This is a genomic window from Stenotrophomonas sp. GD04054 (assembly GCF_029836955.1).
Lineage (GTDB): Bacteria > Pseudomonadota > Gammaproteobacteria > Xanthomonadales > Xanthomonadaceae > Stenotrophomonas > Stenotrophomonas maltophilia_A.
Genome location: NZ_JAOECR010000001.1, coordinates 261,889 through 278,013 on the forward strand (window position 1 = coordinate 261,889; position 16,125 = coordinate 278,013).

Genomic DNA, 16,125 nt, shown 5'->3' on the forward strand with positions numbered 1-16,125 from the left:
GTTGAATGCAATTTAATGTGCTCATGCAGCATGACTTTGCGCGAAAGCTGGCTTACAACGGACCCGGAAGTGGTATGCAGACCCACCCTGAAACGACGGCCCGGCCGTCTCTGGAAGGATTTCATGCGCATTCGTCCGCTTGCTCGACATCCGCTCAACAATCCATCACTGTTTTGCCTGACCACTGGTCTGGCAATGTGTCTGACCACTTCAGCGGCAAGTGCAGCCAGCTGGCTCGTCCACGATGTCGCTGAGTTCACTACCGCCGCCTCGGCGCTGCAGCCCGGCGATGAGATCGTGTTGGCTGACGGCACCTGGACCGACGCGCGGTTGCTGCTGAAAGGCCAGGGCACGGCAGCCGCGCCGATCGTGTTGCGCGCGCAGACCGCCGGCAAGGTCGTCCTCAGCGGACGTTCGGACCTGCGCCTGGCGGGCAGCTACCTGCAGGTGTCCAACCTGGTGTTCCGCAACGGCTATACGCCGGGTGATGCGGTGGTGGCGTTCCGCGAATCCAGCAAGGCGGTGGCCCGCCACAGCCGGGTGACCGGCCTGGTGATCGATGACTACACCAACCCCGATGCCAGCGACCAGGACTACTGGGTATCGCTGTATGGCAGCAACAACCGGTTGGATCATAGCCAGCTGCGCGGCAAGACCAACGCCGGGCCCACGGTAGTGGTGGTGCGCGATGCCACCCAGGGCCTGGACAACCAGCACCGCATCGACCACAACTGGTTCGGACCGCGCCCGGCGCTGGGCGTCAACGGCGGCGAAACCCTCCGCGTCGGCACCAGCGACACTTCGTTGAGCGATTCCAACAGTACGGTGGAGAACAACTGGTTCGAAGGCTGCGACGGCGAGACCGAGATCATCAGCAACAAGTCCGGCGGCAATACCTACCGCGGCAACGTGTTCTACCGTTCGGCCGGCGCGCTCACGCTACGCCATGGCAACGGCAACCGGGTGATCGACAACGTGTTCCTGGGCGACGACAAGGCCGGCACCGGCGGCGTGCGCATCATCAATGCCGACCAGACCGTCAGCAACAATTACTTCGAACGATTGGCCGGCTCCAGCAACCGTTCCGCGCTGGCGGTGATGGACGCGCAGGCCGATCCGCCGCTGTCCGGCTATGCGCCGGTGGTGAATGCCACGATCAGCCGCAATACCTTCGTGGACGTGGCGAAGATCAGTTTCGGCGTCGGCCATGATGAAGCCAAGGGCATCGTGGTCGCCGCCAGCAACAGCCGCTTCAGCGCCAACCTGATCGTCAACCGCACCAGCAGGAACCCGCCGAATGCCGCCAGTTCGCTGGCCGGCATCGACTTCAGTGGAAACGTGCAGTCACCGGCAGCCAGCACCGTATTCCCGGGCGGCGTAGAGGGGCGTGGCGTCAGCCTGCAGCAGGCTGCCAGCGGATTGTGGGTGGCCGCGCCCGCCCTGCCCGCCGTGGGCGCCGATCCTGCCCTGGCGATGACCGCGCGCGAGGCGACCGGCATCGACTGGTATCCAAAGGTGGGCGAAGTTGCCCTGTCACGCACCCGCAATGGAGTTGATCGATGAGGTTGCAGCCGCTGTTCGTCTCCCTGGCCCTGGCCACCCCCTTTGCCCTGCTGCCGGCCGCGCCGCTGTTCGCAGCCCCCGCTGCCGCAGCGAGGCAGGCCGACACCGCGCCGGTGCTGGTGACCGCAGCGCAGTGGCAGCGGATGGCCAGCGAAGGCGGCCGCTACCCGTGGTTCGCCAAGGAACAGGCGCGCACGGAAAAATCGCTGAAGAAGATGATGAAGGCCGGCATCGACGTGCCGGTACCGAAGGACAAGGGCGGCGGCCGCACCCATGAACAGCACAAGCGCAACTACCAGGCCCTGCTGGCGGCCGGCACCCTGTACCGGCTTACCGGCGACAAGGTCTATGTCAACTACGCGCGCGACATGCTGCTGCAGTATGCCAGGCTCTACCCCACCCTGGGCCCGCACCCCGAAGGCCGCGGACAGATTCCAGGCCGCGTGTTCTGGCAGGTGCTCAACGATTCGGTGTGGCTGGTCAACGCCATCCAGGGCTACGACGCGATCCGCGACGCGCTGTCCGCCGAGGACCGCGACACCATCGAATCGAAGGTGTTCCGGCCGATGGCTGAGTTCCTCGTCAGCGAGCCGAAGAACTACGACCAGATCCACAACCACGCCACCTGGGCGGTGGCCGCTACTGGCATGACCGGCTACGTGCTGCGCGACCCTGAGCTGGTGGAGAAATCGTTGCGCGGCAGCCAGAAGAACGATCAGTTCGGCTTCCTTCGCCAGATCGACCTGCTGTTCTCGCCCGATGGCTATTACGAGGAAGGCCCGTACTACCAGCGCTACGCACTGGCACCGTTCCTGCTGTTCGCCAACGCCATCGAACGCAACGAGCCGCAGCGCAGGATCTTCGCGCGCCGCGACGGCGTGCTGCTGAAGGCCGTGGATGTGCTGGTGCAGTCCAGCTATGACGGCCTGTTCTTCCCGATCAACGATGCCATCCTGGACAAGGGCATCGATACCGAGGAACTGGTGGCCGGTATCGGCATTGCCTATGCGCGCACCGCTGACGACCGCCTGTTGTCGGTGGCCCAGCAGCAGAAACGCCTGCTGTTGTCCCCCGAGGGACTACAGGTGGCGCAAGCACTGGCCGCCAACAAGGCCAGGCCCTTCGATTACCGTCCGATGCTGCTGCGCGATGGCCCGGACGGCGACCGCGGTGGCCTGGCGATCCTGCGCATGAACGGCGAACGCGGCCAGGCGCTGGTGCAGAAGGACACGATGCAGGGCATGGGCCATGGCCACTTCGACAAACTCAACTGGCTGTTCTACGACAACGGCAATCCGGTGGTGACTGACTACGGCGCTGCCCGCTTCCTCAACGTGGAAGCCAAGCGGGGTGGCATCTACCTGGCCGAGAACCGCAGCTGGGCCAAACAGACCGTGGCCCACAACACCCTGGTGGTGGACGAACAGAGCCACTTCAAGGGCGACTGGAAGCGCGGCGAGGAGCATGCCCCGCAGGTGCGCTTCTTCCAGGCCGATGCCGATACCCAGGTTGCCTCGGCGACCATGCGCGATGCCTACCCCGGCGTGGTGTTCACCCGCACCCAGGCGCTGCTGCGCCACCCCGACCTGGGCCTGCCGGTGGTGCTGGACCTGCTGCAGGTGCACGGCGACAAGGCCGCGCGCTACGACCTGCCGCTGCACTTCAACGGCCACATCGTCACCACCGGTTTCGAGGCAGAACACTTCCCCACCCAGCGCCCGGTGCTGGGCAAGGACAACGGCTACCAGCACCTGTGGCTGGATGCACGCAGCACGCCCGGCAGCGAACCGCGTTCCCTGGCGTGGCTGCTGGATGGGCGCTTCTACACCTACCGATTCGGCAGCAGTGCGCCTGCGCAGGCACTGCTGGTGGAAAGCGGTGCCAACGATCCGGAATTCAACCTGCGCCGTGAACCGGCCCTGCTGCAACGCGTGGACGGCCAGAAGGACGTCACGTTCTTCAGCGTGCTGGAGCCGCATGGCGAGTACAACGGCACTGCCGAGTACGTGCACGGCGCCGACAGCCGCATCAAGGACATCGTGCGCACCCGCGGCGGCGATGCCGAGGTGATCGAACTGCGCCTGGCCAGCGGTGCACGCATCGCCCTCGGCGTGGCCGACGACAGCAGCGCCAAGGGCGAGCACAGCGTGACCGTGGACGGCCATGCCTACCGCTGGAGCGGCAGCCATGCGCGCATGGACCGCAGCAAGGGTGACGGAAAATGAACGGCCCTGCCGTGGTGGCCAACCTGCGCAAGGTGCCGGTGCGTTCAGCAGTGCGCTGGTTGATCGTGGGCCTGATCGCCGTCGCTACGGTCATCAACTACATCGACCGCAATGCACTGGCGGTGATGTGGCCGGAGATCGCCAAGGAAGTGGGCGCGACCAAGGACGACTATGCCCTGCTGGTAACGGTGTTCATGCTGTTCTACGCCGCCGGCCAGTTCCTGTTCGGGCGCCTGTTCGACATGATCGGCACGCGCCTGGGGTTCGCCCTGTCGATCAGCGTGTGGTCGATCTCGATCGCGCTGCACTCGATCACCCATTCGATGCTTTCCTTCAGCCTGGTAAGGGCGATGCTCGGCATCAGCGAAGCGGGTGCGTGGCCCGGCGCGGTCAAGGCCAATGCCGAGTGGTTCCCTGCGCGCGAACGCGCGTTGGCGCAGGGCGTGTTCAACGCGGGTGCGTCGATCGGCGCAATCGTCTCCGCACCCGCCATCGCAGGCCTGTACCTGTGGCTGGGCTGGCGCGGCACCTTCGTGCTGGTCGGTGCGATCGGCTTCCTGTGGCTGCTGCCGTGGCTGTTTGTCTACCGCGCCGGGCCGGACAAGCATCCGTGGGTGAGCGATGCCGAGCGCCGGCTGATCCAGCAAGACCAGGCCGGGCAGCAGACAGAGGCGGCGCCCAAAGCCAGCGTGCGCGAGCTGCTGGCCCATCGCCAGAGCTGGGGCATGCTCGCCTGCCGCTTCCTGCTGGATCCTATCTGGTGGCTGTTCGTGTCCTGGCTGCCGATCTATCTCGCTGAAACCTTCGGCTTCGACATCAAGCAGATCGGCCTGTTCGCCTGGGTACCCTTCGTCGGCGCGATGCTGGGCAGCCTCAGTGGCGGCTGGCTGTCGGGTCGCATGATCCGCGCCGGACACAGCGTGGACCGCGCCCGCAAGCTGGCCATCACCCTGGGGTGCGTGATCATGGCCCCTGCCCTGCTGGGTGCTGTGCTGGCCAACCAGCCGCTGCTGGCGGTGCTGGCGATCGCTGCGGTGCTGTTCGGCTTCCAGGTAGCCATCGGCAACATCCAGACCCTGCCCGGCGACCTGTTCGACGGCCGTTCGGTGGGCACGCTGGCAGGCCTGGGTGGCCTGGCGGCGGTCGCCGGCACCTTGATCACCACCTGGCTGGTGCCGGTGCTGACCCGCCACTCCTACGCCCCGATCTTCATCCTCGTTGCCGCGCTGGTGCCGCTGTCGCTGGCTGCGCTGTGGTGGTGGACCGGACCTATCCAGAAGCTCGACCGTCGCGGCGGCTGAGCCTGGGTCTCCTTCTTTTCCAAGTACATCCATTCCCCCGCAAACCAAGGAGTTTTCCGCATGTCGTTCCAGGACAAGGTGGCCATTGTCACCGGTGGTGGCCGCGATATCGGCCGCGCCGTTTCGATCAAGCTGGCTGCCGCCGGTGCGCGCGTCTGCATCAACTACGCCCATGATGAAGCCAGTGCCCAGGAAACGCTGGCACAGATCCAGGCGGCCGGTGGCCAGGCCATCGTGCATCGCGCCGACGTCACCGATGCCGCCGCCGTGGCCGGCCTGGTCGCTGCGGTACAGGCCGCGTTCGGCGAGCGTATCGACCTGCTGGTGAACGTGGCCGGTGGCATGGTGCAGCGTCGGCCGCTGGCCGACATCGACCCGGCGTTCTTCCACGCCGTGATGGACCTGAATCTGACCTCAACCTACCTGACCACGCACGCGGTGGTGCCGCACATGCGTGACGGCGCGGCCATCGTCAACTTCGCCTCGCAGGCAGGTCGTGATGGCGGCGGCCCGGGCGCATCGATCTACGCCACCGCCAAGGCGGCAGTGATGACCTTCACCCGTGCCATGGCCAAGGAGCTGGGGCCGAAGGGCATCCGCGTGAATGCACTGTGCTGCGGCATGATCGCCACCCGTTTCCATGATGAGTTCACCAAGCCGGAAGTACGCACGGCCGTTGCCGGCGCTACCCCGCTGCGCCGCCAAGGGGCACCGGACGAAGCCGCCGACGCTGCCGTATTCCTGGCCTCGGATGCGGCGGCGTTCATCACCGGTGCGAATCTGGACGTCAACGGCGGCACCTACTTCTCCTGACTGGAATCCTGACCATGCAGCGCTGGACGCTCCTGCTTTCATTGACGATCTGTTCCGCCGCAGCTGCGCCTGGCGCGTTGGCCGCACCGGTCTGGGTCACCGCGTGGACCGCCTCGCCGGCAGCGGACCGCAAGGATGGCACCGCCGAGGCCCCCGTACAGTTCGCCGCGCAGACCGTGCGCCAGGACATGCGCATCGGCAGCCGTGGCGATGCGTTGCGGCTGCGCATCAGCAACGAACTCGGCACGGCGCCGTTACGGGTCGAGGACCTGCGCGCAGGAGTGAAAAACGGCACGTCCGCCCCTCTGCCGGTAACGGTGGATGGCCGCGCGGTCATCGAGGTGCCGGTGGGTGCCGCGCTGCTGAGCGACCCGGTACCGATGCCGGTGGCGGCGCTGCAGGAGATCAGCGTAACGGCCTACTTCCCGCAGCCTACCCATCCCGCCGTGCGCCGCACCGAAGTGCGGGTAGCGGACGGCAGGCAGACATCGGTTGCCGACAGCGTGCGGCTGAGCTACCAGCAGAACGTGTTCTCGGCAGTGATGGTGCAGCGCGCTGATCGTCCCCAGGTGATCGTGGCACTCGGCGATTCCATCACGGAAGGTGCCACCGCCCGTCGCGGCACCTTCAACCAGTGGCCGGAGCGATTGGCGCAGCGCCTGCAGCAGGCCTGCCCGAACCGGTTCGTGGTACTCAATCAGGGCATCAGCGGCAACAAGCTGCTCGACCATGGCCGCAGCCACAGCGCCCTGTCACGATTGGATCGCGATGTGATCGCGGTGGCCGATGCCGATCAGGTCATCCTGTTCGAGGGCATCAATGACATCCGCCACGGTGGTGGCACGCAGCCGCTGCCTGGACGCAGTGCGGCGGACATGCTGCTGGGCTATCAGCAGGTTGCAGCGCGACTGCATGCGCACGGCATCCGCGCCTGGCTGGGTACGTTGACCCCATTCGGTGGTTCCGAGCGCTACGAGCCCGTGTCCGCAGCGACCCGCACCTCGATCAACCAGTGGGCACGCGGTGGGAAGACCGGGTTCGATGGCATCATCGATTTCGATGCCGCGCTGCGTGACCCGAAGGCCGTGGAATCGTTGCCCAACGACATCACCCGCGACCACCTGCACCCCAATGACGAAGGCTACCGGCGCATGGCCGATGCCATCGATCTGCGCATGCTGGGCTGCACCCCCACCGAATGAGAGAGAACCGATGAGCCGCGTCGTTTGTTTCGGTGAACTGCTGCTGCGCCTGGGCGGACCCGGTCGTGAACTGCTGCTGCAGACACCGCAGCTGCAGGTCCACGTGGGGGGCGCCGAGGCCAATGTGGCGGTCTCACTGGCCTGTTTCGGCCACGATGTGCAGATGGTCAGTACGGTGCCCGGCAACGCGCTGGGCCGGCATGCCGTGGCCGAGCTGCGGCGGCATGGTGTGGGCGTGGCAGGTGTGCGTGAAGTCGACCGAGACCGCATGGGCCTGTATTTCCTGGCCACCGGCGCGCTGCAGCGCGCCAGTGAAGTGGTGTATGACCGGGCAGGTTCGGCATTCGCCAACACTGCACTTGCCGACCATGACTGGCCAACGCTGTTGCGTGATGCGCAGTGGCTGCACCTTTCCGGCGTCAGTCCCGCGCTGGGCGCCAATGTGGCCGAATCCGTCTTGAGCGCTGCACGGGCCGCACGCAGGTCAGGCGTGCGTGTGTCCTTCGACGGCAACTACCGACCTTCGCTCTGGCAGCGTTGGGGCGGCAACGCCGCCGCCATCCTGCGGGAGCTGTTCGCAGAGGCGGATATCGTCTTTGCCGACCATCGCGATATCGAACTGGTGCTGGGACTGCGCTTCGCCGAGGACAGCCCCATCGCGCGGACCGAGGCGGCTGCAGCGGCAGCGTTCGCGGCGCTCCCGCACCTGCAGTGGCTGGCCTGCACCCAGCGCGACGTAGTGAGTGCAGACCATCACATCCTGGGCGCGCTGCTGTTGGGACGCGACGGTACCCGTGCGCAGGCCCCCTCGCGGCCATTGCCCGGTATCGTTGATCGCATCGGCGGCGGCGATGCATTCGCGGCAGGCATCCTGCACGGGCTGGCGTCCGGGTTCGATGCAGAGAGCACCGTGCGCTTCGGTCTGGCGGCAGGTGCGCTGAAGCACTCCATTCCCGGAGACTTCAGTCCCGTGCGCGAGGCCGAGGTCTGGGCGCTGCTGGAGAGTGACCAGTTCGACGTCCGGCGCTGATCTCGCTCCGCCGTACATGCCGCTCGGCCTGGCCAGCGGCACACGCACGCCGACCATGTACTTCAGCAGCGCCATGCCAAGCAATGCACCGGGCGTCAGCATTCAACGACGAAAGGCTCCTGCCCGCGATGGCGGCCTGGCAGGACGGGGTGGCGGGATGTTCATGCGATCCTCTCCTGCGGAATTCAGCCCTGCACGAGGCCCTGCGCGCACTTACAACATCAACAGCCACGCTTCCAGCGCCCGGGTGTCGCGCATGTCGCCCATATAGCGATGATCGGGCACGTGCGGTTCATTCGAACCACGTACCCGCCCACGGAACACCTTCATCGGCACCGAGATCCTGGCCAGCCCGCTGGGCAACCGCTCCGGCCGCACGTCCATGTACAGACTGTCGGCGGAGGTCTCGACGCCCACCTGCACCGCGCCCAGCCGCTTCCAGAGGTCCAATGCATCCAGGCAGGCCGAGCCACAGGAAGCATCGGCCACAACCAGGACCCTGCCCTTGCGCACAGGTCCGGCCTGGCTTGCGGCGGATGCTGGATCTGCGCTGGCCTCGGATGGCTCGCGCCACAAAGCCTCACCCCGGCCGCGAGCCTGCGCCATGCCTGCCGTCACCGATTCCAGCATGCGACGCAGCTCAGGCGACGCGTCGGGCGCCTGTTCCAGCTTCTGCAGGAAGCCGCGAAGCCGGGCGATGTTGCCCTCCGAGGTCCGCCACTCTACCCAGCTGCGGTCGGGCAGCGCATCGACAGCGGCCCGGCCCCAGATCAATCGCGCCAGCTCGATGCTCCATTGCGAAGCACCGCCAGTGTTGCCACGCACGTCCAGCACCACCGTCGGTGCCTGCTGCAGCCCTTCGGCTTGCGGAGCAAGCTGTTCAAGCAGCGCGGTCAGTTCCTTGAAGTTCTGCTCCGCAGGGTCGGCATTGAAGCTGCTGGTGGTGATCCAGTAACTGCCATCGGGCATCGCGTGCCAGCCGTTGGGGGGACGGAAGCTGCGCCGGGTATCAGCCAAGCGCTCCTTGCGCTGTGCTGCCTGCAGCGGCTGCCACCGCAGTGCATAGGATGTCTCGCGTCCGCCCACCTGGAAAACGCAGGTACGCAATGCAGGCACGTAAGGATTGCCCTTTTCGAGCAGCACTTCACCGCCACCCTGGATGCGGCTGGCCTGCAGGTTCCAGCGCCCATTGAAGTCACCCACCCGGCGTGCAGCCAGCGTCTGCGCATCACTGCCATCACACGACAGCAATTGCGCGCCCAGCGGCGGATGGCCCGGACCACCATCCACGGTCATGACCACCTGCGCATCGCCGTCGAAGCCGGTCAGGAAGCCCGGCCACTGCGTTGGAAGATCGGGAGCATCGGCAAGCGCGTTGAGGCTGACATGCCCATCGTTGAAGGAGGCCGCATAGCCCTTCATCGTCCACCAGTAGCCCGGGTAGCTGGCGACCCGTTCGGCGCGCGAGCGTGCAAGCGCCAGGGCATCGTCCAGCTGTGCGCCGAAACCAGGATTGCGCAGGTCCACGGCGCCCGGATGGCTGCCGCGCATGGCGGCGTCGGCAGCGTCCAGATCCTTCAACAGCGTATCCGACCAGTCGATCGGCGCGCCTTGCGCGGTAGGTGCCGCAAGCACTGCACCGAGCAACAGCCATGCAATGACCATGGATTCCTCCCTTCCCCGGAACAAACGCCAGTCTCGCAGTTCTACTGCCTGGCGTACCGCGCCCGCCGCAACGGGCGCGGCCTTCCATCAATGCAGCGGCACCTTCAACACCGAAGGCGCATTGGCCGGCGAACTGAAGGTCACCGTGCCACCCAGCTGGCTGATGCCCGCATACCGCAGGTCCACGCTGTCCACCACCAGGGTCAGGCGGCTGCCGGCCGGAAGGTTCCAGCTGCTGGCTTCCAACCGCAGGTCGATGGTCTTCGCCTGCCCCGGCGTGGCACCACGCAGCGTATAGGGCTTGTGGCTGATCAGCTGGCCGTTGCCCAGCACATCCTCGGCGTACAGGTAGGCGTACAGCGTGGTGTTGGCGCGGCTGGGCGTGACGGTCAAGCGTACCTCCGGCGTTCCATCCAGGCGCTGCGCACTCCACTGGATCGGCCCCTGCCAGACACCTGCGGCGTTGCGGCCCACGAAGGGCACATAGGCACCGGGCGGCAGGTTGATCATCTGCAATGCACCGGAGGCCATCGCCACGCCGGAATTGGCGGCGGTCAGCAGCCCGCTGCCGATCCGGTAACTCCAGCCGGTGCTGCTGCCGCTCGCGACCAGGCCGCCCGTGGGCAGCAGAAGTCCTTTGGGTGCGCTCAGCGCATAGCTGACAGCGCCGGCATTGGTCGCCTGCCAGTTCGGATAGGTACTCCAGCTGCCCTTCTGCGATTTCAGCTGTACTGCAGGCTGGCGGTCGATGCCATTGGCTTCACCCTTGAGGTAATGGTCGAACCAGTCGCCCACCGAATCGTAGACCTCGTTGGGAACACCCAGAGCGCCAAAGGCTTCGTTGAGCGCATGATCGCCATGGCGCAGCTGCAACTGCTTGGGGCCTTTCAACCGGGTGAAGAAATCGACCAGCTGGCCCGGCGGGAACAGGCTGTCGTTGAAGGCGTTGGCGAGGAACACCGCTGGCTGGTTGGCGTTGATCTCATCGATGCTGGACCCGGGGCTGCGCTGCGCCGCCACCGGCAACAGCGAATCCACCGCGCCCTGGTAGTTGCCGACCAGTACATTGCGATTGATGGTCGTCAGTTCCGGTCCCGGGCGGCCGGTGGCCAGGCCGGCTGCCACCAGCAAGGCGATGCCCTGCGCGCTGGGGGTGTCGTTGCTGTACAGCGAGGCCTGCAGATCGGCCCAGCCACTCAGCGCCGCCACGGCCTTGATGCGTGGATCGCGCGCCGCCGCCAGCAGGCTGGTGCCTGCGCCGTAGGAGATGCCCGAAACGCCGATCCGGGCCGGATCGGCGCGGGTGTTGTCCAGCGCCCAATCAATCACGGCGCTGACATCTTCGACCGTGGCTGGCCCTGCGATGTCGATGCTGCCGCCGGACTCCCAGAAACCCCGCGAGCTGTAGCTGATCACCACATAGCCGCGCCGCGCCAGCGACTGCGCCACCCCCACATACTCCACGCTGGGTACCGCCCAGCTGCTGGGCATCACCAGCAGTGGATAGTGCCCGCTGCCCGCGTCCTGCGGTTCGATGACAAAGGCCCCGAGAGGCGTTCCATCCCAGCTGGGAATGGTCCGGTGGGTGGTCTTGACCGTAGCGGCCCAGGCGGTGGGCGCCAGTCCGGTCAGCAGGATCAACAGCAGCAATACCTTGCGCATCGTCGTCTGTCCCCGTCGGTGGTGGTGCAACGGGTTGGACCGTACCAGTGCGAATGGTGGGTGGCACCTTGCGACGCAACATGACGTTTGCTGCATTGCCGGCCTATGAGATCGATGCTATGAGAGCTGGGCCCCAAGGATGAATGGACGTCATGAGGTCACGCTTCCTGCTCTTCGCTGTACTGGCGCTATGTGCGCAACGAACCGTGATGGCCAACGAGCAGGCGTTCTCCGATGCGGCGGCCCGCGAGGTCTTCCGGCGCGCCGAACAGCTCTGCAACGGAGACCGGGGTCGATTGTGGGGTCAATCCCTGTGCGGGCCGATGATGCTGGTGGATCCAAAGAGCCGGCAGGTCATCGCCTCGCAGGCAGACGCACATGGTGCGCTGAAGGAGCGCGGCGATGTGTTCGCAGGCCAGCTTCCGTCTGATGCGATCGTCGCCAACACCGCCGTGGACTGGTCCGGCACACGCTGGACGCAGCTGCTCTGGCCACTGCCGCAGGACGCGTCCCGACGCAGCACGCTGCTGGCTCACGAAATGTTCCATCGCCTGCAGCCGGCGCTGCCCATCATCGCACCGGTGGCAGGTGGAAACGAACACCTCGATACGCTTGAAGGACGCTACTGGCTGCAACTGGAATGGCGCGCGCTTGCGGACGCACTCGAATCCACCGATGCAGTAGCGCAGCACACTGCGATGACGGACGCACTCGCATTCCGCGCCGAGCGCTACCGCCGGTTCCCTGCGGCCGCGCAGGAAGAAGCGGCGCTGGAACTGAACGAGGCCTGGCCGAGTACACCGGCGTGTTCGTCGGCAATCCGACGCCGTCGACACGTATCCAGGCGGCACTGCATGACCTTCGCGCACACGTGGGTGATCGCAGCTTCGTCCGCTCTTTCGCCTATGCCACCGGCCCGGCCTATGGCCTGCTGCTGGACCAGGCGGCACCTGGCTGGCGCGGCGACCTCGCCCACCAGGCTCGCGATCTCGGCACGCGTCTGGCCGAAGTGACGCAGGCCCCATTGCAGCTGGACGCGACCACGCTGGGAGCGGCTGCCGCGCGCTATGACGGGCCGGAGCTGCACGAAGCCGAAACGCTGCGCGAGCAGCAGCGCCTTGCGCAGCTGGAACACAACCGTGCGCGCTTCGTGACAGGCCCGGTCGTGCGCCTGGATCTGCGCAACATGCGCATCCAGTTCGATCCCAACACCATGCAGCCGTTGCCAGGCCAAGGCATGGTGTATCCAGCAATGCGGCTGTCCGACATCTGGGGCAGCCTGGATGTCACCGACGGTGCGTTGCTGCACAGCGACTGGAAGGTCGTATTCGTGCAGGCCCCGGCAAGTGCTGAACCGCCACTGGAGGGGCCGGGGTGGTCGCTGAGCCTGAAGCCGGGATGGTCGCTGGTGCCGGGAACACGCAAGGGCGACTACGTGTTGAAGACGAACCCCTGACCATCGCTACAGGCAACGCGATGTCCTAGCACGCCTGCGTTTCATCCATGCGCCGCATGATCTGACACATCTCCAGTGCTTGCGCGCTGTCACAGCTTCGTCGTTTCGCCATTGACCGAAAGACGACAGCTTGTGACGCTTACGACACCGCACGGCCTCCGCGGCCCTGTCATCGCGGTCACGTCCCACGCATTCCGCACTACCCGACTACGCAGTGTCCTCACATGACCTCGCTCCGGCCCGGTCGTGGCGGACGGCTGCGTCCTGAATCCTCTGCTGGAGAATCGCAATGCGCCTTGCAGGTTTTTTCTTCGCGTTCGTCCTCAGTACCTTCGCCGGTGCCGCCCAGGCCCAGGTCGTCACCCTCAACAAGGGCGGCTTCGTGCTCACCTACGACTGCAGCATCCACAGCGCCACCCGCTACGAGTACACGCTCACCGCCGACACCGGCTCCGCCGCGCGCCCGTCCAGCTTCTACAAAGACCCCGACCTGCCGGCCGGCTGCCTCGGCCAGAACAGCACCGCGTCGTATGCCAGCATCCGCAGCGGCTATGACCGCGGCCATCTGGTGACCTCCAACCACATGGACTACAACGCGACCTACATCCGTCGCGCCAACTACATGTCCAACATCGTTCCGCAGGTTTCCAGCTTCAACCAGGGCATCTGGGTGAAGGCCGAAAACGTGGCCGAGTGCTACCGCGACATCGCGCCGGTGGATGTCTACGGCGGCGTGGTCTACGGCGACGCGTCCAACGATTACTTCCTTGCCAGCCACGGCATTCCGACCCCGGAGTTCTTCTGGAAGACGATCATCACCCGCGACCCGAACACCGGCACCGCCAAGGCGATCAGCTGGATCATCCCGAACGAAGCGAACCTGGGCAGCCTGGACAGTTACCTGGTGACCATCGCCGACCTGGAAGAGCTGCTGGGCGCCAGCTATGTGGCCATCAACGCGCCGGCCTCGCTGAAGGCCATGCTGCCGGCCACGACCTGGCCGCAGCCGGCGGGCTGTGATCTGAGCTGATCCGCCAGGACGCCCGTGCGGTCGCGAATCCGACCGCACAGGCGCACTTCGCCTGGACAGGTACGGCGCAGTTGGATTCAGTGCTCTGCCACCTGCATCACCACTTTGCCGAACGGCCCCTGCTGCAGTGCTGCCAGTGCCGCAGGCAGGCCGGCGAACGAATGCACGCTGTCGATGACAGGCTGCAGGCGCTCGCGTTCGATGAAGACGTTCATCGCCTCGAAGGCCCGGCGATGGCCAACCGAAACCCCCTTCAGGGTCGCGCGGCGCAGCATGAGAGGAACCGCCGGCATGTGCAGGTCGGGATCCTCGAGGAAGCCGATCTGCAGGATGTGCCCGCCCACTGCGAGCGCCTCCACGCTCTGGGCGAGGTTGCCGCCTCCCAGCAGCTCAAGCACATGATCGACGCCCTGCCCTCCGCTCAGCTCCATCGCTCGCGCGCCCCATGCAGGATGTTGCCGCGTGTTGATCGACGCCCATGCACCCAGCCGTTCTGCAAGGGCAAGCTTGCTGTCACTGCGTGAAGTCACGATTACCCGGGCTCCCAGCCGCTGGGCGAACTGCATCCCGAACAAGGAAACGCCACCGGTACCCTGCACAAGCACGGTCTGGCCAGGAGCGAGTTGGCCGGCCTCGACCAGTGCAAACCAGGCCGTCAGCGCCGCCACCGGCAACGTGCTGGCCTGCAGGTCAGACAACGAGGGGGGCGTAGCGACTGCCACGTCCTCCGGCAGCACCACATACTCCGCCAGCACGCCCGGCAGCGGACCGCCCAGGGACAGTCCGTGCTGCAGCATCTCGGGCGGAGGCGCGCCATCGAGCCACTGCGTCCAGAAATTGCCCATCACCCGCTGGCCAACGCTGAAGCGTCGCGCTGGGCTTCCGGTTTCGACAATGACGCCGGCCATGTCCGAAGCGGGAACAAACGGGTGTGGCAGCGGACCGGACAACAGTCCGCCGTCGATCACCAGGCGATCGCGGTAGTTGAGCGACACGGCACCGACCTTGACCAGTACCTCACCAGGGCCTGGCCTGGGAATGGGGCGCCGTACGCAGCGCAGGTGAGCAAGGCCCGGGGCATCGAGCTCCCAGACCTTCATGGTCGAAACAGACATGGGAAATCACTCATTGGCGCGCGGAAGTGCGCCAGGAAAGTCTATTGACGCAAGGAGGTGTTCAGTGACGGGATATTGTCGATAAACTGAATCCATAAATTCCCCAATTGACGCATATGACCAGCTACAGTGCGGCGCGCCTGCAGGGCATCAGTGTGTTCGTCCAGGCCGTGGACGCCGGCAGCTTCACCGCAGCCGGCCTGCGCATGGGGCTGAGCAAATCGGCCGTTGGCAAGAGTGTGGCCACGCTGGAGCGGCGACTGGGCACCCGGTTGCTGGATCGCACCACGCGCAGGCTGGCGCTCACTGTCGAGGGCGCCGAGTTCTACCAGGTCTGCCGGCGCATCCTGGCCGAACTGGACGAAGCCGAATCCAACGCAGCGTCGCGGCGGCAGGAGGTTTCCGGCCTGTTGCGGGTCAGCCTGCCGGTAGCGTTCGGGCAGCGCTGGGTGATACCGGTACTGATCGGACTGGCGCAACGCCATTCGCGGCTGCAGCTCGATGTCAGCTTCACCGACCGCAGGGTTGATCTGCTCGAGGAAAACGTCGATCTGGCCGTCCGCCTGGGGCCGCTTGACGACAGCAGCTCGCTCTCTGCCCGGGCGCTCGGCCGCCAGCATGCCGTGATATGCGCTGCACCCGGATACCTGGCGGCACGTGGCGTCCCGGTGCGCGCCGAGGATCTTGCCGGACACGACTGCATCACCTTCGGCCGGCAGGGGCACGCGCTGCCCTGGACGGTGCCGGACGGCTCCGGCGGGCTTGTCCAGCACCGCATTGAAGGGCGCCACCGCATCAGTGACGGCGATGCGCTGCGTAGCGCATTGCTGGCCGGGCTGGGCATTGCAGAAGCGACCACCTGGCTGGTGGGGGACGCGCTGCGCAGCGGCGCACTGGTGGCCGTATTCCCTGCCACGGGTAGCGCGGGCGCGCCCCTGCATGCGCTCTGGCCTACCACCCGCGACCTTGCTCCCAAGGTGCGTGCCGCAGTGGATGCGCTGGTCGAGGCGTTCGTTCCGTCTCCACCGTGGGAAAATACCCGCTGATCGCCCCCATGGCTGTT

Annotated in this window: 13 protein-coding genes; 10 read left to right on the forward strand and 3 right to left on the reverse strand. The window is 66.2% G+C overall.

What is annotated here, in order from left to right; genetic code table 11:
- The first annotated feature begins 123 nt into the window (after positions 1–123).
- From N7573_RS01245 to N7573_RS01270, 6 genes are read left to right on the forward strand one after another with little or no spacing between them, the layout of a single operon-like run.
- Positions 124–1,563, forward strand: coding sequence for a polysaccharide lyase 6 family protein (locus tag N7573_RS01245; protein ID WP_343238851.1), 1,440 nt, complete (start codon positions 124–126; stop codon positions 1,561–1,563).
- The gene (locus tag N7573_RS01250; RefSeq protein ID WP_279911833.1) at positions 1,560–3,788 is read left to right on the forward strand and encodes an oligoalginate lyase; all 2,229 of its coding nucleotides are present in this window, start codon (positions 1,560–1,562) and stop codon (positions 3,786–3,788) included. Before N7573_RS01245 ends, N7573_RS01250 begins: the two co-directional genes overlap by 4 nt.
- Positions 3,785–5,089, forward strand: coding sequence for an MFS transporter (locus N7573_RS01255; protein ID WP_279911834.1), 1,305 nt, complete (start codon positions 3,785–3,787; stop codon positions 5,087–5,089). The genes N7573_RS01250 and N7573_RS01255 overlap by 4 nt, the downstream gene beginning before the upstream one ends.
- A gap of 60 nt (positions 5,090–5,149) precedes the next feature.
- Positions 5,150–5,902: a glucose 1-dehydrogenase gene (locus N7573_RS01260; protein ID WP_049461094.1), complete on the forward strand. Its 753-nt coding sequence runs from the start codon at positions 5,150–5,152 to the stop codon at positions 5,900–5,902.
- A gap of 14 nt (positions 5,903–5,916) precedes the next feature.
- Positions 5,917–7,104 (forward strand): GDSL-type esterase/lipase family protein, encoded by a 1,188-nt coding sequence (locus N7573_RS01265; protein ID WP_279911835.1) that lies wholly within the window; start codon positions 5,917–5,919, stop codon positions 7,102–7,104.
- Positions 7,105–7,114: 10 nt separating this feature from the next.
- Positions 7,115–8,134 (forward strand): sugar kinase, encoded by a 1,020-nt coding sequence (locus N7573_RS01270; protein ID WP_279911836.1) that lies wholly within the window; start codon positions 7,115–7,117, stop codon positions 8,132–8,134.
- 213 nt (positions 8,135–8,347) lie between these two features.
- On the opposite strand, the gene N7573_RS01275 is transcribed toward N7573_RS01270, so the two are convergent.
- Together N7573_RS01275 and N7573_RS01280 are read right to left on the reverse strand one after the other, a co-directional pair.
- Positions 8,348–9,799: a S41 family peptidase gene (locus tag N7573_RS01275; RefSeq protein WP_279911837.1), complete on the reverse strand. Its 1,452-nt coding sequence runs from the start codon at positions 9,797–9,799 to the stop codon at positions 8,348–8,350.
- Between the two features lie 87 nt (positions 9,800–9,886).
- Positions 9,887–11,461 (reverse strand): alpha/beta fold hydrolase, encoded by a 1,575-nt coding sequence (locus tag N7573_RS01280; RefSeq protein ID WP_279911838.1) that lies wholly within the window; start codon positions 11,459–11,461, stop codon positions 9,887–9,889.
- Between the two features lie 152 nt (positions 11,462–11,613).
- Between N7573_RS01280 and N7573_RS01285 the strand changes: the two genes are divergently transcribed.
- The 3 genes from N7573_RS01285 to N7573_RS01295 all read left to right on the forward strand — a co-directional run bounded on the left by N7573_RS01285 (position 11,614) and on the right by N7573_RS01295 (position 13,947).
- Positions 11,614–12,474 (forward strand): hypothetical protein, encoded by an 861-nt coding sequence (locus tag N7573_RS01285; protein ID WP_279911839.1) that lies wholly within the window; start codon positions 11,614–11,616, stop codon positions 12,472–12,474.
- Positions 12,471–12,917, forward strand: coding sequence for a hypothetical protein (locus tag N7573_RS01290; protein ID WP_279911840.1), 447 nt, complete (start codon positions 12,471–12,473; stop codon positions 12,915–12,917). Before N7573_RS01285 ends, N7573_RS01290 begins: the two co-directional genes overlap by 4 nt.
- 289 nt (positions 12,918–13,206) lie before the next feature.
- Positions 13,207–13,947, forward strand: a complete 741-nt coding sequence (locus N7573_RS01295) for a DNA/RNA non-specific endonuclease (protein WP_049401504.1) — start codon at positions 13,207–13,209, stop codon at positions 13,945–13,947.
- A gap of 77 nt (positions 13,948–14,024) precedes the next feature.
- Here N7573_RS01295 and N7573_RS01300 read toward each other — a convergent pair whose 3' ends face one another.
- Positions 14,025–15,062, reverse strand: a complete 1,038-nt coding sequence (locus N7573_RS01300; RefSeq protein WP_049401503.1) for an NAD(P)-dependent alcohol dehydrogenase — start codon at positions 15,060–15,062, stop codon at positions 14,025–14,027.
- 116 nt (positions 15,063–15,178) lie between these two features.
- On the opposite strand from N7573_RS01300, the gene N7573_RS01305 reads away from it, so the two are divergent.
- Complete coding sequence (locus N7573_RS01305; protein ID WP_279911841.1) at positions 15,179–16,108, forward strand: LysR substrate-binding domain-containing protein; 930 nt, start codon at positions 15,179–15,181, stop codon at positions 16,106–16,108.
- Positions 16,109–16,125 lie beyond the last annotated feature (17 nt).